This is a genomic window from Ilyomonas limi (genome assembly GCF_005233845.1).
Taxonomy (GTDB): Bacteria; Bacteroidota; Bacteroidia; order Chitinophagales; family Chitinophagaceae; genus Ilyomonas; species Ilyomonas limi.
The window spans coordinates 1-19906 of record NZ_SZQL01000011.1; the positions used below are offsets into that span (position 1 = coordinate 1).

Genomic DNA, 19906 nt, shown 5'->3' on the forward strand with positions numbered 1-19906 from the left:
TGTCTGCCGGCTGTCCTGATTACAATTCCTGCTGCATTGGATGGTTGCCTGCTCTCTGCCGGCTGTCGCCTGAGGCAAAACGTCCCGCAATCTATTACCCTGTTGCCAAAAATTACGCATAACACAAATATTACGCGAACTTTCAATTCCTCCAAAATATTTTACACTATTGATAATCAATTCGCTTCCATTCGCTTTTTTTATTTTCATGGTTCGGCAATGCCATTTACCAGTCCAGTTCTTCTTTTTCCCACAGATCATCCAGCGGGCTGATGATGTTTACCAGTTTCTCCTTTTTCACATGCAGATACCGCTCGGTAGTATGAATATTAAAATGTCCCAGAATATCTTTGATGTAGCGGATATCTATGCCCTTTTCCAGCAAATGGGTGGCAAAGGAGTGACGCAGGCTGTGAAATCCAACTTCTTTATGGATACCAGCATTCTCCTTAGCTATTTGAAATACCTTTTGCGCACTCCGCACCTGGTACCTGGTACCCTGTTGCTGTCCCTCAAATAAATAAATCACAGGCTTTGGCTGCACATCTTCATAGTACTTTTCAAGTATATCCAACAGCACCGGACTGAGACCCACATAACGGTCCTTTTTGCCCTTACTCCTCTCTATGAACAACTGCATACGGCTGCGGTCTATATGTTTTAACTGCAGGTTGATGACTTCGCTTACACGCAATCCCGCACTGTAGGCAGTAAACAGAATGGCTTTGTGCTTTTTGTAAGTGATGGCATTGAAAAGCCTGCGCAGTTCATCTTCTCCCAAAACTTTCGGCAGCACCAGTTGCTTTTTGGGGCGTGGTATTTCCCAAAAGAAACGTTCGCGTTTGAGCACCTGTTCATAATAAAACTTCAGGGCATTGATGCGGCTGTGCAGGGTATTTTCGCTCAGTCCTAAGGCTGTATAGCAGTATTGCAGGTAATCTTTGATGCGTTGGGTGGTAAATTCACTTGCTTTACACCCTTTTATCGTTTGCAAAAAAACGCTCATCTCCTTTAAGTATGTACTGATAGTACTTTGGCTGTATGCTTTTAACTCCAGCTGCTGGCGCATAGTAGTAAGTACCTGTGCATTGATGGGGTATATATTGCTTGTATGTAGCTTAACGCTACCGGCAGGTAAAATGATCTTACTCCTGCTGAGTGGTAAAGCATTAGTGTTTTTTAGCAATGTATGAGTGGTAGTGTTTGACTGCACAACTGCTGTAGTTGTGGTAGTAGATAACTGCTCACTGTTTTTGAAACATTGCTGCATGGCAGTGGTTCGCAGCTGGCAATGTGGGCGTAGCGCATAAAAAAGGATAGAATAGTTTTCTTTAGAAAGTGGTAAATACCAGCATTTATTTGTTCGGCTCCAGCGGGCACCATGGAGCTTTCTCACTATGGAAGCTACTTTCACATTTCGTTCAAATAGAACAGCTATCTGCATCATGCCACGGTGCTGCAGTGGTTGCAAGGTAACGTCGATCATTATGTAAACTAATGTAGGTTTAGGTTGATGGTTTTTTATTTCGTTGCTAAGCTTTGGTGCAGCAAAATACGTTTTTATTGTAAACAACACAATTATATAAGGCAGGTTGTGTTTCCCAATGTTGAAAACCGCGATTCACGGTGCCTATCTTCCACCCCACATTACCTCTTTGCGTTCGTTAACAAAGATTAAAAAGTGATACAATCAATAACAAATATTCATTATACAAAAACGATCGTATTTGTATAATAAGTTTGTTCCTCTCTTTTTTATCACTTTTACACCAGATTACTTTTCATGAAACTTATTTACAAAATCAGGTTATAATTTACTTGTAAATTATCGATCCTTGTTTAATGTCACCATGTAGGCCTGTAAGTGCCCAAATTTTGAGATAAAATCTAACTTTTGAGTTATCCGCATTGTAGTCAAAGGTAGGTTGTAATACTGACTGGGAAAGCCTTAGCAGCATTTTGCTTTAAAAGATGAATGTAAAAGCAACAGTAGATAATTTTCTACTTAAGAGTATCGGGTCCAATAAAAAGCCTCTTGGATGGACATAAATCCTCACAATGGTTAAAACAATACTTTCCCTTGTTTTACAAATTACATTACACATATTCCAAAATTATGGTACTGTCTTAATTTGAACTTTCATCATTTTACTTATAAATTTTTTAAACCCTTTTTCATAGAGTTGACCTTTTGATATACCTGTATCATCCACCACTTTTTGGTTATTGAGCTCTCTGATCCAAAACAATTTATTGTTCTGTGTTTTTATTTTGAGTAGCACTAAAACCAGACTACGAAGTTCTTGTCCTGATGCATGCTCAGGATAGCGTGTAAGCCACAGCAGGCACATTCTTTGGATATGTATCAGCATTCTTTGAACATTTACATCCGGTAAGGATCTTTTGATGACTTTGAGTATGCTTTTAAGTCCGTCGGCTGTGATACTTTCCAAATGCACGCCTAAGCGAATAAGATTATCCGGATCTTCTTTAATCTCCTTATGATGCTTTTCATCCGAAACCCTGATGAGTTGGGTGTGCCCGTCTAAACCATCCTGGTATGCCAGTAAACAGCTTTTACACTTAAATCTTTGCTTTCCCTGATGTTCTCCCCATCTCATTACTTCCAAATGATCACAAGCCCGGTATTGTTTTCTTTGAAGAATTCGTAAAAAGAAAAAATCTGATCAAACTCCTCTCATCAAACTTCCTTCAAATCCTTTACTGTATTATATCTCAACAAATTTTACCAACCATTCTCAGTAGTATGCCTGCATAGTTATTTTTTATATAAGAGCAACACGAAAATTTATATAATTTCTTTTATAAAACAACGCCGCGTAAATGCTTCTACCTCCTGTTCTCCGCGGTGAAAAAAACTAAAACAAACCGAACAACATTCCATCAACCTTACTAATTACTTCACCAAGGTCTTCGTCGTTTTCAGGAAATTTATTCTTATCCACATCTATCACCAGCAGCTTGCCTTCGTTATAACCTTCAATCCATTTCTCGTATAAAATGTTCAGCTTTTTCAAATAATCGAGGCGAATATTTTCCTCGTATTCGCGACCGCGCTTTTGTATTTGCCCTACAAGAGTTGGCACAGATGCTTTTAGATAAATGAGTAGATCGGGGGGTTGCACCATGCTTTTCAGTGTTTGAAAAAAGTGGTAATAATTATCAAAATCACGCTGACTCATTAAACCCATATCGTGGAGGTTGGGCGCAAAAATATTGGCATCTTCGTAGATGGTTCTGTCCTGAATTACTGTTTCGGTGCCGTTTTGTATTTCCAGCAATTGCTTCAAACGGCTATTTAAAAAATAAATCTGCAGGTTGAAGCTCCAACGTGGCATATCATCATAAAAATCCATGAGATATGGATTGTTGTCCACATCTTCAAACTGCGGAATCCAGCGATAATGCTTGCTCAACAATTCAGTAAGTGTTGTTTTGCCGGCACCAATATTTCCGGCAACTGCTATATGTTTTGGCTTTTGTTGTTTAGGCATGTGTCAATCATTGTTAGCCGGTGGCTTTTGGCTTCCGGTAATTAGTTGTATGTATAATTTCCGAATTAAAATATGATTCTTTTACGTACAGATTCCGCGCAATGCTGCCGCTAATTTGATTATGATTCTATCTGCCTATTGGCAGCTCTGCGGAATGACGGTAGTATTTTCTTATGCTGTTTATAAGAATGCTTGTAATTTATAAATGTATTTACTTATGAAACACTCCTGCAGGTATGTGAATGAAAATATTTTCTTACACATAATGTACACCTACTGCCTTGCGCACCAGTTGCAATGTTTCATTAGCACTTGTTCTTGCCTTATCTGCACCCTGGCGAATAATTGTTGATAAGTAATTATTATCGTTCTGTATGGCTTGTGCTTTTTCGCGGATAGGTTTCATAAAAACAGCCATGTCTTCGGCCAATTGCTTTTTCATATCGCCATAACGGATGTTGCAATTATTAAAGTCTGCTTCAAACTTTTCTACAACAGCAGGCTCGCTTACCAGTTGCATTAAAGTAAATAGGTTTTGAATATAATCGGGCTTTGCACTGTTTGGTTCGGTTGGTCCACTATCGGTTTTAGCCTTCATTATTTTCTTGCGAATGGCTTCATCTTCGTCGGCTAAATACAAGGTAGCATTAGCGTTTTCACTTTTGCTCATTTTGCCCATACCATCCAGTCCCATGATTTTCACTAGTTCATTACCAAAGTTAAATGCTTGAGGCAACACCAATACTTCGCCATAACGGTTGTTGAAACGGGTGGCAAAATTGCGCGCCATTTCCAGGTGTTGCTCCTGGTCTTTGCCTACAGGCACTTTTACAGCACGGTGTATTAAAATATCTGCTGCCATCAATACCGGATAAGTAAGCAAACCAGCGTTTACATTATCTGGCTGCATACGTACTTTATCTTTAAACGTGGGCGTTTTTTCCAGTTCACCTTTGTATGCCAGCATGTTTAAATAAAGATATAATTCTGCTATTTCGGGTACATCGCTTTGCACAAACAGGGCTACTTTATCGGGGTCCAATCCACAGGCAATGTTCTCTGCCAGCACACGATACACCGAAGCTTGCAGCCCGCTGGTATCCAAATGCGTAGTAAGGCTGTGCCAGTCGGCTACAAAAAAATAACAGTTGTATTGTTCCTGCATACGCACATAATTGCGCAGCGCACCAAAATAATTACCTAAATGTAAAAAACCGGTTGGACGAATGCCACTTACAACTATCTCTTTCATAAGGTGGCGAAGATAATAAATACGATGCGAAGGAACAGGCAAAAGAACCAATTAAGGTTATCTGTGAGAGTGGTTTATCAGGTTCAATTTACCCCCAAACCACTTCTTTAATTGCAGTATCTGCCTGCCAGTCTTTTATTAGTTGTACCAGTTCGGTTTTATTTATTTTTTTGAATTTGAAAGAAATCACAAATTCATCCTCTGTTTTATCCAGCAAAAAAGCAGTTATATCCGCATTATTAAGTCGAAAAATGCTGTTGACTATTTCCACCGATTTGTCTTTATTTACTGTTATAATTTTTATACTTTTTTGCTTGAAGCGGCTCGAAAATTTTCTTTCAATCGGTTGTAATATCCAAAGAATAATAATCGCCAGTATGGTTGTCATAGCTGCCGCAAAGTACAAGCCACCACCTGTTGCCAAACCAATAGCAGCAACCGTCCACAGCCCCGATGCAGTGGTTAAGCCGCGAATGGTTCCCTGCCGTAAAAATAATATGGTTCCTGCCCCAATAAAGCCGATGCCGCTAATTACCTGTGCTGCTACCCTGGATGGGTCGAGGCCAATACCTTCCTTTCCCAACACATCATTAAAACCATAAGTAGATACGATCATGGATAGGGCTGCACCCAAGCATACCATCATGTGTGTTCTTAAGCCGGCTGCCCAGTCTTTTCGTTCCCTTTCCAAACCTATAACAGCACCAAAGAATGCTGCCAACAACAAGCGAATTATTACTTCTTTCCAGTCAATCATTCATCAAAAATACTTCGCAACTTTGAATGAATGCATTGCCTTTTTGCTGCCGCATGACTTTGCCAATGCTTATCAATCAGCATGTTCTTTGCAGTAGAATGCTGCTGTATGGCTTTACCTTCTTCTTTGCGCGCATTAAGGTATTATAATTTCAGGCTGTATTTTGTGGGGCAGGCAGTATCGCTCATTGGCACCTGGATGCAGCGCCTTGCGGTAAGCTGGCTCGTTTATACTATTACCCACTCGGCATTCTGGCTGGGTGTAGTGGCGTTTGCAGGACAAATTCCAATCCTGTTGCTCTCACCATATGCCGGCGCGTATGTGGACCGGCATAGCCGTTACCGCACCCTGCTGAAAACACAGATCGCTTCAATGGTACAAGCGGGACTGCTGGCGCTTATTGTGTTTATAAATTTTTATAACATAGCAGCCATTATTTTCTTGAGTGTTGCACTGGGTATCATTAATGCATTTGACACACCGGCACGGCAGTCCATGATGATTGTGTTGGTAAGAGAAAAAACAGACTTGCCCAATGCCATTGCATTGAACTCTTCGATGGTAACACTGGCAAGACTTATTGGCCCCGCAGCAGGCGGTATATTGCTGAGCAGTTATGGTGAAGATGTATGTTTTTTTCTCAATTTTATAAGCTTTGTTGCGGTTATTGGTTCGCTGCTGATGATGAAAATAAAAGTGCCGGAGCGCACTAAACCCAAAGAGCACATTTGGCAAAATCTGCATGCAGGCTATCAATACCTGAAGCATCACAACGGACTGCGTTCGGCAATACTGCATATTGCACTAATCAGTTTGCTGGCAATGCCATATTCTACCTTGTTGCCGCTGTATGCAAAAACAGTGTTTAAAGGCGATGTAACTACGTTTAGCTGGCTCAATAGTATATCAGGATTGGGTGCATTACTTGGCGCGATATTCATGGCGAACCTGAAAACCGGCAGAAATTTATTGCGCATTATTATTTATGCAACACTGTTATTTTGCATATGCTTATCTATTTTTTCTTTTAATAAAGATTTTGATATAGCGCTCTTGTTTATTATGCTGGCAGAAGCCGGTATGCTGGCGATGATTGCAGCCACCAATACGTTTATCCAAACGAATGTGGATGAAAAGATGCGAGGGCGTGTAATTAGTTATTATGTAATGGCGTTTCAGGGTATGCAGCCGATTGGCAGCCTGCTCGTTGGTGCTTCGGCGCACTACTTCACCGGTCCGCATACAGTATTGATAGAAGGTATCGCGGGCACTGTTGTTACGTTGTGTTTTATTCCATATTTCAAACGTGCGAGAAAGGAACAGCCAAAACCAATTGTGGTGTTGGAGGAAAGATGAGCTGCAGGGAGATAATTAACTGTATTGAATACGAAAGCTAGAACATTTTGTTGAAATTATTTATACTTCTTCAGTAGAAAAATTACCCGGCCTTACTATAATCTCTTGCACCAAACAAAAGGCTTCCAATCCGTACCATAGTGCTACCTTCTTCCAACGCAATAATATAATCGCTGCTCATACCCATAGAAAGTATGGATAGCCGAAAATTGCTGGTTGACAGAGCAGCATATTTATCAAATAAACCTTTTAAATGGCGAAACTCAGCCCCTGTTTTATGCTCATCATCGGTGTTGGAGGCCATACCCATCAGGCCTTTGATGCAGATGTTGTTTAAAGCAGAAGGATTGCTTATTACTTCATTAATTATTTGTTTCAATTCTTCATCGCTTAAACCAAATTTTGTCTCTTCCTGTGCGATGTGTACCTGCAATAAACAATCAATAACACGTTTGTGTTTTGCAGCTTGTTTGTTGATTTCTCTCAAAAGTTTATAATCATCCACACCATGAATAAGGTGCACAAAAGGAGCAATGTATTTTACTTTATTGCTTTGCAAATGACCAATAAAATGCCAGCGAATATCGTTAGGTAATTGGGATTGTTTATCCGTTAATTCCTGTACATAATTTTCACCAAAGTCACGCTGGCCAAACGCATACAATGCCTGAATATCTTCGATAGGTTTGGTTTTGCTTACTGCAACCAGTGTAGCATCATAATTATTCAATTTATTTTTTATCTCCTTATACTGCTGCTCATTAATAGCCATGCGGTTTTGCTTTTATGCAAAAGTAATTTGATTAACCTTTTTAAACCGCAAAGGCGCAAAGACGTTAAGATTGATAAAATAAAAGATAAATAAAACTTCTTTATGCTGGCAGCTACGGGCAAAACAGCGTAAAAGGAGGAAAAGAAAACCGGGAATCTATACTTTACCCAGTACATACATTTCAGATACGGTAGGCGAAGATACACCACCGGCTTTTTCAAGCGTAATACCAAAAGCTTCGGCCTGGTTGAAAGTTTTCATTTGTTCAACCGTACCGGTCTTTTCGTCGAACAATCCGGCACTCACCGGCTTGCCGTTTACAAAAGCCCATAGTTGGTATTGCTTACCTTCAGGTGCTTTTGGCAGTGATATATTAGTAGCATAAACAGCCTTTGTCCGGGTATCCCAAAATACTTGTGCTAATATATCTTTAGGGCGGTTGGGCATAGGCTTCAGGTTAATCATTTTATAGCCCGTATCGCGGTAAAAGCGCATATCGCTGGCATACTGCGCAAGCTGCTGCTGCTGTGCAGCAGCATAATTTTGCAGGCTGTCCATCTGTTGCTGCATAGCCGCCATTTGCACGCGCTGCCGATTATTGTTTATAAATGTATAAGCGATTGATCCGATAGCTAATAATACTCCTATTACAGCAGCCGCAATCAAACCACTATTGCTACGATTAGGCTGGTACATAGGAATTATTTTAGCTGTTGTATGACCATCAGAAAGCGGTATCGCACCGGGTAATGAGGTAGTTGCATCGTTGCCTACAGGCAGGCTCTTCAACCTGTTGAAAAGCTGGTCTTTTACAGCAGCGGAGGGCGACTCTTCTACCTCGTTGGCTGCGTTAAGTAATGCATCTTCTATTGCATAAAGCTCGGCCTGCACCTCAGGAAACAGCTTTGCAAGCTGCTCTATCTTATAGGCATCTTCGCTTGAGAGCATTCCCAATACATACAACTCAAGGTCACCGGACGATATGATACAACTCAGATCCAATTAAACATTTGGTTTTATTAATTTTCTTAAACTGGCAATAGCCGATCGCATGCGGGTTTTAACCGTGCCAACCGGTATCACCAAAATTTTTGCTATTTCTTCCTGCGTATAACCTTTAAAATATGCCAAATCTATCAATCTTGCATTTTCTTCAGGTATAGAGTTTAATACTTTTTTTAATCCTACATCAGTTACACGGGATTCTTCGGTAGGGGCTGATGTATATACGTTTTCCTGCAATGCACCAGTTTTGCTTTGCTTGTTAAATTCTTTAGACCTTGTACGGTCAATGGAAAGATTACGCGCAATACTCAGCATCCAGGTATATAAACGGCCACGCGAACCATCATAGGTGTGAATGTTCTGCCAGACTTTTACAAATGTTTCCTGCAATATGTCTTCAGCTATTTCCTGCTGTGGTATGATTTGCTTTATTACTATAAATAAAGCTTTGGAATAATGATCGTACAAAAAGCGGTAAGCCTGCTCCTCATATAGCTTCAGGCGCCTTAACAGTTCGTCTTCATTATGGAGGAGGTCGGTCAAAAGTAGTTAGTGTATTGTATTAAAGGGTAAAATAAAGTGATTTTCATTACATAATCACATATTCCCCTTTTTTATTTACGGCAATAAAAGGGAGTTTTTTGTTTTCTTCAAAATAATCGTACACCTCTCTTAATTTCGATTCAAACTTTTGCAGTTCGCCGTCATCTTTGGTCACACGCTGCAAATAATCCATACTTTTTTGCCGGTTGAAGCGTACCGGAAAAATATGAACCGGTATAAAATCTTCGCCTTCACTTTTGGCAATTGCTGCCAGCAGATACACTTCTTCTATAGGTCCATCCATCAGCGGAATGCAACCTACGGTAATGCAACTGCCATGTATATAAATACCGCTGCCGGGACGAAGCGAATCGCTTAATACTTTGTCCGATTCATTAGGATAATTAATGCCTAATGCCAGGTGATAATTGCTGTTGGGGTTGAATTGATTGATATAATAAAAACCTTCCGGAACCTGGTAATCATCTTGCATACGCTTGGGGCCAATTGCACCTGCCATTGCACACACCTTATACGTTTTAAACAACTTAAACGCTTCGTTGCTGTTGTTGCGCACCCACACTTCCAACTGGCTGTCGTACTTAAAAGAGCGCAGGTAAATTTCTTTAGCTGGCCAGGTAAGTCCCTCGGCCGCAAACTGCTTGCGCAGCGTATCTTCATTTGCTCTTAAAGCATACGCCACACGCATAAAACTTTTTTGAAAATCTACGAAAGAACTTTGTGCAGTAGCTGCATTAAAAATAAAAATAGAAAAAATTGCAACAAGAAGTAACCGGCTCATAGTAGTCAAAAATATTTCAATACTTATAAAAATTGGCTTAAACAAGCGTTAAATGGAATACAAACTATTTAAATTTATTTGATGCTATAATCTATCAACTCCTGCGTTGCAGTTATACCATCGCCAGTGCCCAATACATCCGATATAGCAACTTTTGACCTTACAACGCCTATACCTTTAGCAAAATAAAAATCGTAGGTAGCAAAGTCGGTGTAAGTACCCAGAAAGTTGAAAGCCAGTACATATTGGGTATGTATTACCTCTGCATACGTTTTACCCTGCACGGTAAAAGTAGCAAGTTTTTCTACTGTTGTGCCGGTGCCCCTCGTGGGTACACCATTAATAGCACCCATATCATACTCCCAGCTACTACCCACACTTGCAGTATCGTTGAGTACCAGCATGGTTACCGGAATACTGTCTTCTTCAATACTGAAATAATACTTATGGTCTTTAATGGCATAATAGGCGTCATTATCCCCGATAGCACTTACGGTATGCACTTTTGTGAAAGTAATTGTATTAATAATAGTATCCTCGTCCAGTACGGTAGAAGTATCGTAAGCGTTGGAAAATCCGGAATCTTTATACACCCAATAAGTGCCCGCGGTGAGTGGCATATAACCTTCGCCCGCAGCCGTGGTATCTGTTACCGGTATATCTGTATGGGACTCAACTTCTTTTTGGCAGCTACACAAAATAGCGAGACAATATAACGCAGCTACAATTCCTAATGTCTTCATCATATAACAAACTTTTTCAGTTGCGAAATTAAGGGTAAAAGGGAATGATGAAAGGGCAATACTCCATTTTCAAGCGAATATTAAGAACAGAAGATGGAATGTTATAAAATGTTTTTATATCAAAATTTTATACTCATTCACCAGCAAGCTCTTTTGCAAAAGCTTCCACAGGCAAACCATCATAGTTGCCACTGCTCATCAGCAGTACGCAACTTTGTTCATATTGTTGTTGTTGCATCCATTGCCAAAGAGTATCTTTATCATTAAACACCAATAAGCCTTCCTTAGTAAAACCTTGCAGCACACTTTCGGGCGTCAGCGGCGGCATGCGTTTAAGCTCCAGCGCATGTCTCGAATAAAATACTACTGCCACATCGGCTTTATCCATCGCACCGGCATATTCCTGCATAAAAGCAGCATTCAAACTGCTGTAGGTATGCAACTCCAAAATAGCAAATAGCCTACGTTGCGGAAACTGTTCTTTTACTGCCCGGATGGTAGCTTTTACCTTGCTGGGCGCATGGGCAAAATCGCGATATACATTTATGGAATCACTGGCGGCAATCAATTGCAAACGCTTGGCAGCGCCGCTGAAAGTGGCTATCGCATGTAAGAAAGTATCGGTTGCAATGCGGTATTCTTTACATACATAATAAGCAGCATGCAGGTTTAATAAATTGTGGTTGCCAAATACTTGCAAGATGGCGGGTTGGTTATCAATCGTCACTGTTGTTTTTCCGTAAACGATAGCGTGCGCGGGAACGTTGTATGGCTGATAACGAATGTCGGCGCGCTTATTAGCTTCTACCAATTTTTTCAATACTTCATCCGTTTCATTATAAATCAATATACCGCCAGGCTCTATTTTATTAATGAAAATAATAAACTGCTCCAGATAAAAATCAAACGTTGGAAACACATTGATATGATCCCACGCGATGCCTGTAATAACTGCAATATGTGGATAGAGAAAATGAAACTTAGGGCGCCTCTCCAACGTGCTTGCCGGGTATTCATCGCCTTCGCAAATAATTACCGGCGCATCGGTTATGCTTACACTCTGGCTAAAGCCTTCGAGCTTGGCTCCTACCAGATAATCAAACGGTTTACCAGCCTCTTTAAACACGTGCATTACCATGCTGGTAGTCGTTGTTTTGCCATGGCTGCCACCAATCACAATACGGGTTTTATTGTAGCTTTCCTGGTAGATATATTCCGGAAAAGAATATATTTTTAAACCCAATTGCTGCGCCTTTGCCAGTTCAGGATTATCGGCTTTTGCGTGCATACCGAGTATTACCGCGTCTATATCTGGTGTAATATTTTCCTCGTTCCAGCCCATTTGTCTGGGCAATAGACCGGCTTGCTCCAGATTAGCTTTTGCAGGTTCAAATATTTCATCATCGCTGCCGGTTACCATATAGCCTTTTTGGTGCAACGCAATTGCCAACTGGTGCATTACACTGCCACCAATAGCAATTAAGTGAATCTTAAGTGGATTATAAGTTTTATTAAACTCCATACGAATATGAAATGAGTAATTTAGCTCTTTAATTATTTAGTACAACCCTTCATAAAACAAAGAAAATGTTTATGAAACAAATAGTGACTTCTTTATTGCTCATTATAGTGCTGGCAGCGTTTTTTAGCTCCTGCATAGCTTCCCGTAACAATTGGTCAGATTGTCCGTCGCATGACAAAAATTATTTTAAAGTCAGAAACAGCAGGTAAGGGCATACATTTTGTTTTTTTGTCGGTATGAAATGGATTCATTTGACAAATATAGACCAGCTCACGGAGATTGACCAGCAATCTTTCAACCGCCCGCAATTTATATTCAAGCACAGCACGCGCTGCAGCATTAGCAGCATGATATTAACCCGGCTTGAGCGCAGCAAGGTGCCCGAAGAAGTGGACTGTTATATCCTCGACTTAATAAGGCACCGCGATATATCCAACAAAATTGCGCAGGAATATGATGTGTACCACGAGTCGCCGCAAGTGTTGCTCATTAAAAATGGCGAATGTGTGTACGATGAAAGCCATTATGGCATTACAATGGATGCCATAATAGAGCAAGTGTAGATAGCTTTTGATTTCTTTCAATAAAGCAAAACGTAATAGTTTGAGGTAGCATTACACACTCAAACTATTACGTTTTTTATTTATGAATTTTTACATCGTACATCAAGTCATTTACAGATATTCTCCACTATACAATCGATATTAGCTTCATATTTGTTTATATTCATTCTAAAAACAAGCAAATATGAAGCTATTTACTGCCTGGCAAATGCAGCATTGGGATGCTTACACCATCAAGCATCAGCAAATATCTTCACTTGAACTGATGGAGCGGGCATCGCAGGCTTGCACCGACTGGATAATTCAACAAAATTTTGCTAACCGCAACATTAAAATATTTTGTGGCAAAGGCAATAATGGCGGTGATGGTCTGGCAATTGCAAGACAGCTATTAACCAACGGTACCGGCGCTGTTGTTTACATTGCAGCATTTGGTGCTACCGGCACACCCGATTTTCAACAAAATCTTGCCCGTTTACGATCGCTCACCACAGACATTCATTACCTGCAATCAGCAGAGCAGTTTCCTGCCATAAATGAAGAAGATATAGTTATTGATGCCTTATTTGGCTTTGGATTAAACCGGCCATTAACCGGCTTGTACCAGCAGTTGGTTGAGCATATAAATAACTATGCAAAACAAGTGATAGCTATTGATGTGCCCAGTGGTTTATTTACCGATGAAACATCCAACAATAACACGATTATCAAAGCAACTTATACCCTTACTTTTCAATCGTTGAAGTTGTGTTTTGTTGCTGCCGAAAATGCTGCATACTTTGGTGAAGTAATAGTGCTGCCTATTGGTTTAGAAAATAAATATGAAGACGATGAAACAGCCATTTATGAAATGGTGAGCGAAGAGATGATTGTCAACCTGTATAAGCCGCGCAAAGCTTTTTCGCACAAAGGCACGTATGGTCATGCCTTGTTGATAGCAGGTAATACAGGTAAAATGGGTGCAGCCGTGATGTGTGCAAAAGCCTGCCTGCGCAGTGGCGTGGGATTGCTTACCTGCGCTATACCCCGGGAGGAATTTGCAGTGCTGCAAACCACCACCGCCGAAGCAATGGTGATTAATAGAAAAGAAATACCGGATATAAGTAAATATGATGCAATTGGCATAGGTCCTGGCTTGGGAACTGCCGATGAAATGATTACGCTGTTACTAAATGTTGTAGAGCGATATAAACAACCGATGCTTTTAGATGCCGATGCTTTGAACATTATAGCCAGGCATACAGACTTACTTCAACTTCTTCCGAAACATGCAATTATTACACCACATCCCAAAGAGTTTGACCGCTTATTTGGTGAAAGCAGCAACGACTTTGAGCGCATGCAAAAAGCAATTGACGCATCTGTACAATACAATATCATTATTGTATTAAAAGGACATTATACATTAATAGCCAACGAAGGCAAAGGGTACTTTAATACCACTGGCAATGCAGGTATGGCTACCGGCGGTTCTGGCGATATCTTATCAGGTATCATTACTGCATTATTAGCACAACAGTATTCACCTTTTGGGGCTGCTATACTGGGTGTATATGTACACGGTTTAGCTGGTGATTGGTGCCTCGAAGAGCAATCGTATGAAAGTTTGCTGCCTACTGATATGGTTGAAAAATTAGGAAAAGCTTTTAAACAAATAAGCAACAAGAAAGAGGCTTGAAATTGGCCTGCGTAAGAAGCATAAATTCAATTCATTTATCATAATTTATACATAATTGCGGAGGATAGCCTTGTAGGCGATTGTAGGTTATTAAAGAAGCATATATTAAAACAAGCTAAGCTTTTACAGCATTTTACTTCATTCTCCAGCATGTTGATAGCATTAATTAAGATATATAACTGGTAACAGTCTGTGATGTTAAGATAATCTAGGCTCCTGTAAGAATATATGCTTTCGCAGTTGTTGTTTGCAGCCAAATGTTTTTGTAACTGTACATATAATTATTTACGCCAATTACAAAATAAAAAGGAGTTCAAGACTGAACCCCTTTGTACCCTTCATAAACAATCCATACCCCTATGGATAGTATTTTGAAATATGTTGAATAACTTTTTTCCTGATTGGTACTGCAAAGCTAAACGCTTATGCTTCCACTGACCTATTTTTTAGACAGAATGGATTTTTTTTTAGGTAAACAGGATTTAGCAGCTTATGTTTTTAAATAATTATATTCATTAACCCCTATTTTTGCTGCCCATAAATTTTATAATCTTCCTAACAAAATTTGCTTATGCAGAGTTTGCTTTTTTATGCAGTGCCCGTTTTTGGTATCATTGGGCTGTTGTACACCTTTGTTAAATTCAATTGGGTATCTAAGCAGGAGGCTGGTAATGAACGCATGCGTGAAATCAGCAACCATATTGCCGAAGGTGCCATGGCATTCTTACGTGCAGAATGGAGAATACTCACCTACTTTGTAATTATTGTTGCCATACTGCTGGGTGTAATGGCAATGAGCAACGAAAATTCTCACTGGTCTATAGCCATTGCCTTTATTATAGGTGCAGTAAGCAGTGCGGTGGCAGGTTTTATTGGTATGAAGGTAGCCACTAAAGCTAATGTGCGTACAGCCAACGCAGCCCGTACCAGTCTTGCAAAAGCATTAAATGTTTCTTTTACCGGCGGCTCGGTAATGGGGTTAGGTGTAGCTGGCTTAGCAGTATTGGGTTTAAGCAGTTTGTTTTTGGTGTTAAAGCACATTTTTGCACCCGAAGCAGATGCTAACTCGGCTGATATGGTACGTACGATAGAAGTACTCACCGGCTTTTCGCTGGGCGCAGAATCTATTGCCTTGTTTGCCCGCGTAGGTGGTGGTATTTATACCAAAGCAGCCGATGTAGGCGCCGATTTGGTAGGTAAAGTAGAAGCCGGAATTCCTGAAGATGACCCCCGCAACCCCGCTACCATTGCAGATAATGTAGGTGACAACGTGGGTGATGTGGCAGGCATGGGTGCCGACTTGTTTGGTTCTTATGTTGCAACGGTACTTGCTACTATGGTGCTTGGACAGGAAGCTGTATCGCACGACAATTTTGGCGGCTACGCTCCTATCCTGCTGCCAATGACGATTGCTGGTGTAGGTATTGTGTTTTCCATAATCGGTACTTTGTTTGTAAAAGTGAGTGATAATGCGGGCATCAATACCTCCAATGTGCAAAAAGCGTTAAATATGGGCAACTGGGGCTCTATTATTCTCACGGCCATTGCGAGTGCATTTTTAGTATATTATATTTTACCCGAAACACCCGTTTACCTGCAGCGCGATTTTGTAGCCGATAATCCTGCACAGGTAGTAACCGGTGCTATTGCTATTACCCGCGGAGGCGTGTTGGGCGCTATCATTGTTGGTCTTGCAGTAGGTACGCTAATGAGTATCATTACTGAATATTATACTGCTATGGGCAAACGTCCCGTAATGAGCATTATCCGCCAGTCGGGTACCGGTCATGCTACTAATGTGATTGGTGGTTTGGCAGTGGGTATGGAATCTACGTTATTACCTATTATCGTTTTGGCTGCCGGCATTTATGGTTCGTATGCCTGTGCCGGTTTGTATGGCGTGGCTATTGCCGCCGCCGGTATGATGGCAACCACGGCTATGCAATTGGCAATTGATGCCTTTGGACCAATCGCCGATAATGCAGGTGGTATTGCCGAAATGAGCGAGCTGCCAAAAGAAGTGCGCGAAAAAACAGACGTACTGGATGCGGTGGGTAATACTACGGCTGCTACTGGTAAAGGTTTTGCTATCGCTTCTGCCGCATTAACAGCGCTTGCTTTGTTTGCAGCGTATGTAGGCGTAGTCAATCACAATGGCTACGAAATGGCAGGTATTGATATTTATAAGGCGAAAGTACTGGCTTCCTTATTTGTTGGAGGAATGATACCGTTCATCTTTTCTTCGTTAGCTATCCGTGCGGTTGGTCAGGCCGCTATGGCAATGGTGGAAGAAGTACGCCGCCAGTTCCGTACTATTCCGGGTATAATGGAAGGTACAGGCAAGCCGGAATACGACAAGTGTGTAGCTATCTCTACCGAAGCTTCTATCAAAAAAATGATGCTGCCAGGTGCTATTGCTATCGTTTCTCCACTGCTGATTGGCTTCCTGTTAGGACCAGAAGCATTGGGCGGATTTTTAGCGGGTGCTACAGTGAGCGGGGTACTGATGGGTATGTTCCAGAATAATGCCGGTGGTGCCTGGGATAATGCCAAAAAAAGCTTTGAAAAAGGGGTAGAAATTAATGGTCAGATGTACTACAAAAAGTCTGAGCCGCATAAAGCATCTGTAACAGGTGATACGGTTGGTGATCCGTTCAAGGACACTTCCGGCCCATCTATGAACATTTTAATCAAGCTGATGTCTATTGTATCATTGGTAATTGCGCCAACGCTGGCCAGTTTATATGCCAATAATACAAACACGATTGATGCGCCGGGCGTTTCTAAAAATAAAACAGAAATCAAACAGGAAGTGCCTGCCATTAGTAAAACAACGGATCATAAAACAATCGTACTTAAATAATTGGTTTGTTTTTTATTGACAAAGCCCTTGTGCATTTGCACAAGGGCTTTTTGTTTTAATTACAACATGCGAGGCAGCATATTTATAGGATTGTTCCTCTTTCCTTCAATCTATTCTTTTAAGAAGGGCTGCTGATACATAAGGGTAAAAGCAACCTGAATTGTTATACAATAAACTCTTTAAAAAATGAAACAGTTAAAACACTTGTTTGTTATTGTGCTGGCGGCCACAATTTTTTCATCGTGCGATAAAGTAGTAGGCGAAGGACCTGTTACTACTACCGACAGAACAGTAGCCAATTTCTCGGCAATTGATGTAAGCGTGCCTGCCGAAGTATATTATTACACCGGTGCAGAATATACAGTACAGATACAGGCACAGCAAAACATTACCGATCTGATTGAAACCAATGTAAGCGGCAATACCTTGCAGATACGATTTGACCGTAATAATGTAAATATCAAGTCGAAAGGTGTACGCATTAATATTACAGCTCCCAACGTCAGCAGCATACGTATGAGTGGATCCGGCAGTATTTATGCACCGGTACGCATTGAGACTGATCATTTTCAGCTAAGCCTCAGTGGCTCATGCAATGCGACAATAGATACTTTGGTTGTCCATAGCTTTCGTAGTTCTATCAGTGGCAGCGGCAATATAATAGTGCAGCATGGCAGTGCCGAAGAGGTGCAGGTGGAAATAAGCGGCAGCGGCGATGTAGATATGCTTGGTGTAACCGCGGCGAATGTAACTACGCGCTCCAGCGGCTCGGGCACAATCAAAGTAACTGCAACCGAAACGCTGGATGCGCATATCTCGGGTAGTGGCAAGGTGTATTATAAAGGTTCGCCGGATGTTTCAACTGAAGTTTCAGGCTCTGGTGGAATAAATAAGATGGAGTAATGACTTTTGGATAATGATTGTACCGATGTGGTGCTGATAAGGCTGCTGTATCTTCCCCCTAAATAAAAACGCTGACAGAGTTCCGCGCCCTGTCAGCATTATACAAAAAACAGGCACTTTACACATTAAACCTGAAGTGCATTACATCGCCATCTTTTACAATATATTCTTTGCCTTCGATGCGCAGCTTACCGGCATCGCGGCAGGCTGCTTCGGAGCCATAGGTAATGTAATCTTCGTAACTGATGACTTCAGCCTTAATAAATCCCTTTTCAAAGTCGGTATGGATGACACCCGCAGCCTGTGGTGCTTTCCAGCCTTTGCCAATCGTCCATGCACGCACTTCCTGCACGCCGGCAGTAAAATACGTGTTTAAATTGAGTAAATGATACGCCATGCGGATGAGCCGGTTGAGTGCCGGTTCTGTCATGCCATATTCTTCCATAAACATCTGCTGGTCTTCTTTGTTTTCCATTTCGGCTATCTGCGCCTCTATGGAGTTGTTCATGATAATCACTTCTGCATTTTCACCAGTTACAGAAGCAACTAAAGCCTCCGAATATTTGTTGCCGGTGTGCATCGAAGCTTCATCCACATTGGCTACATAAAGTACAGGCTTTTCGGTTAATAAGAACAAATCAGCAATGGCATTGCGCTCTTCTTTGCTTAAATCCAGAGAGCGAATGCTTTTGCCCTGCTCCAGGTGTGTTTTGCAACGCAGCAACACTTCCAGCTCTGCTTTCATTTTCGGGTCAGCTTTTGCCATCTTTTCGGTGCGCTGCAATTTCTTTTCCACGCTTTCCAGGTCTTTCAACTGTAGTTCAGTATCAATAATCTCTTTATCGCTTACCGGGTTAATGGCGCCTTCTTCGCGCAATATATTTTCATCTTCAAAACAACGGATCACGTGTATAATGGCATCCACCTCGCGGATGTTGCCTAAAAACTTGTTGCCCAGCCCCTCTCCTTTGCTGGCACCGCGTACCAGTCCGGCAATATCCACAATTTCAATTTGGGTTGGCACTATCCGGTCTGGATGCACCAGTTCGGCCAGCTTCTGCAGACGCTCATCCGGCACATCCACCAAGCCTACATTCGGCTCGATAGTACAAAAACGGTAGTTGCTTGCCTGTGCTTTGGCGCTGCTGCTCACGGCATTAAACAAGGTGGATTTGCCTACGTTGGGCAATCCTACGATTCCAGCCTGTAAAGACATATTTATTTTTTATTTGTAATTATTCAATTGTTTTTATTATCTAATAAACTAAAGCTGTAAGGATGATTTTATAATTACTGTTTGTTACTTTTTCCTCCCGATATTATCGGGACAGGCATTGATGCAAAAAGTAACCAAAAAGATCAAGGACAACCCGATCCGCTCCGCGCGTTTGTCCGGCTAACGCCTCCACTTACTCTAAGATGGATTATAGTATTAAGTTTGCGGATTGGCTAATAAATTCCTATAGATGTCTATTTCAAGAACGCTCACCAAAGCTTTTTACTATGCGATATTTTACCGGCTAAAACTGAGTATTTTATTCTAAATATTTTTAGCCAGCACTCACTGTACTCTATTTTCCAACCGTTGCCTTTTTATGTGATTTTTCAATGGGCAATCCCATACACCTGCCA

18 protein-coding genes are annotated in these 19906 nt (G+C 41.2%); 5 read left to right on the plus strand and 13 right to left on the minus strand.

Features of this window, described 5'->3' with window-relative positions; genetic code table 11:
• From FC093_RS24065 to FC093_RS13850, 6 genes are all read right to left on the minus strand, one after another.
• Positions 1-210: hypothetical protein (locus FC093_RS24065; RefSeq protein ID WP_206106574.1), on the minus strand; the 210-nt coding region annotated here is incomplete at its 3' end.
• A 16-nt stretch (positions 211-226) separates the two neighbouring features.
• Positions 227-1486 (minus strand): tyrosine-type recombinase/integrase, encoded by a 1260-nt coding sequence (locus FC093_RS13830; protein WP_240743303.1) that lies wholly within the window; start codon positions 1484-1486, stop codon positions 227-229.
• 628 nt (positions 1487-2114) lie between these two features.
• Positions 2115-2666 carry a transposase-like zinc-binding domain-containing protein gene (locus tag FC093_RS13835; RefSeq protein WP_449404368.1) on the minus strand — a complete coding sequence of 184 codons (552 nt, stop codon included), beginning with the start codon at positions 2664-2666 and terminating at the stop codon, positions 2115-2117.
• A gap of 213 nt (positions 2667-2879) precedes the next feature.
• Positions 2880-3515: a deoxynucleoside kinase gene (locus FC093_RS13840; RefSeq protein WP_137262394.1), complete on the minus strand. Its 636-nt coding sequence runs from the start codon at positions 3513-3515 to the stop codon at positions 2880-2882.
• 256 nt (positions 3516-3771) lie between these two features.
• Entirely contained in the window at positions 3772-4767 is a 996-nt protein-coding gene (trpS, locus tag FC093_RS13845) for a tryptophan--tRNA ligase (RefSeq protein WP_137262395.1), read from the minus strand.
• A gap of 88 nt (positions 4768-4855) precedes the next feature.
• Positions 4856-5524 carry an MgtC/SapB family protein gene (locus FC093_RS13850; protein WP_137262396.1) on the minus strand — a complete coding sequence of 223 codons (669 nt, stop codon included), beginning with the start codon at positions 5522-5524 and terminating at the stop codon, positions 4856-4858.
• Positions 5525-5632: 108 nt separating this feature from the next.
• Between FC093_RS13850 and FC093_RS13855 the strand changes: the two genes are divergently transcribed.
• A complete protein-coding gene (locus FC093_RS13855; protein ID WP_137262397.1) occupies positions 5633-6880 on the plus strand; it encodes an MFS transporter in 1248 nt (415 codons plus the stop codon).
• Positions 6881-6962: 82 nt separating this feature from the next.
• Here the strand turns inward: FC093_RS13855 and FC093_RS13860 are convergent, their stop codons facing one another.
• The 6 genes from FC093_RS13860 to FC093_RS13885 all read right to left on the minus strand — a co-directional run bounded on the left by FC093_RS13860 (position 6963) and on the right by FC093_RS13885 (position 12267).
• Positions 6963-7652 carry a YggS family pyridoxal phosphate-dependent enzyme gene (locus FC093_RS13860; protein WP_137262398.1) on the minus strand — a complete coding sequence of 230 codons (690 nt, stop codon included), beginning with the start codon at positions 7650-7652 and terminating at the stop codon, positions 6963-6965.
• 156 nt (positions 7653-7808) lie between these two features.
• The gene (locus FC093_RS13865; protein WP_137262399.1) at positions 7809-8654 is read right to left on the minus strand and encodes an anti-sigma factor; all 846 of its coding nucleotides are present in this window, start codon (positions 8652-8654) and stop codon (positions 7809-7811) included.
• A complete protein-coding gene (locus FC093_RS13870) occupies positions 8655-9200 on the minus strand; it encodes an RNA polymerase sigma factor (RefSeq protein ID WP_240743304.1) in 546 nt (181 codons plus the stop codon). It lies immediately after the preceding gene.
• 46 nt (positions 9201-9246) lie between these two features.
• The gene (locus FC093_RS13875; RefSeq protein ID WP_240743306.1) at positions 9247-10002 is read right to left on the minus strand and encodes a L,D-transpeptidase family protein; all 756 of its coding nucleotides are present in this window, start codon (positions 10000-10002) and stop codon (positions 9247-9249) included.
• Between the two features lie 74 nt (positions 10003-10076).
• The gene (locus FC093_RS13880) at positions 10077-10748 is read right to left on the minus strand and encodes a hypothetical protein (protein ID WP_137262400.1); all 672 of its coding nucleotides are present in this window, start codon (positions 10746-10748) and stop codon (positions 10077-10079) included.
• A 130-nt stretch (positions 10749-10878) separates the two neighbouring features.
• On the minus strand, positions 10879-12267 hold the full coding sequence (locus FC093_RS13885; protein ID WP_137262401.1) for a UDP-N-acetylmuramate--L-alanine ligase: 1389 nt from the start codon (positions 12265-12267) through the stop codon (positions 10879-10881).
• Positions 12268-12503: 236 nt separating this feature from the next.
• Here FC093_RS13885 and ytxJ point away from each other — a divergent pair, with 236 nt between their 5' ends.
• The 4 genes from ytxJ (at position 12504) to FC093_RS13905 (ending at position 18274) form a co-directional block, all read left to right on the plus strand.
• Positions 12504-12830, plus strand: coding sequence for a bacillithiol system redox-active protein YtxJ (gene ytxJ, locus FC093_RS13890; RefSeq protein ID WP_137262402.1), 327 nt, complete (start codon positions 12504-12506; stop codon positions 12828-12830).
• A 184-nt stretch (positions 12831-13014) separates the two neighbouring features.
• On the plus strand, positions 13015-14508 hold the full coding sequence (locus tag FC093_RS13895; RefSeq protein ID WP_137262403.1) for an NAD(P)H-hydrate dehydratase: 1494 nt from the start codon (positions 13015-13017) through the stop codon (positions 14506-14508).
• A 571-nt stretch (positions 14509-15079) separates the two neighbouring features.
• Positions 15080-17371, plus strand: a complete 2292-nt coding sequence (locus tag FC093_RS13900; protein ID WP_137262404.1) for a sodium-translocating pyrophosphatase — start codon at positions 15080-15082, stop codon at positions 17369-17371.
• A 186-nt stretch (positions 17372-17557) separates the two neighbouring features.
• The gene (locus FC093_RS13905; protein WP_137262405.1) at positions 17558-18274 is read left to right on the plus strand and encodes a head GIN domain-containing protein; all 717 of its coding nucleotides are present in this window, start codon (positions 17558-17560) and stop codon (positions 18272-18274) included.
• A gap of 118 nt (positions 18275-18392) precedes the next feature.
• Here FC093_RS13905 and ychF read toward each other — a convergent pair whose 3' ends face one another.
• A complete protein-coding gene (gene ychF, locus FC093_RS13910) occupies positions 18393-19490 on the minus strand; it encodes a redox-regulated ATPase YchF (RefSeq protein WP_137262406.1) in 1098 nt (365 codons plus the stop codon).
• Positions 19491-19906 lie beyond the last annotated feature (416 nt).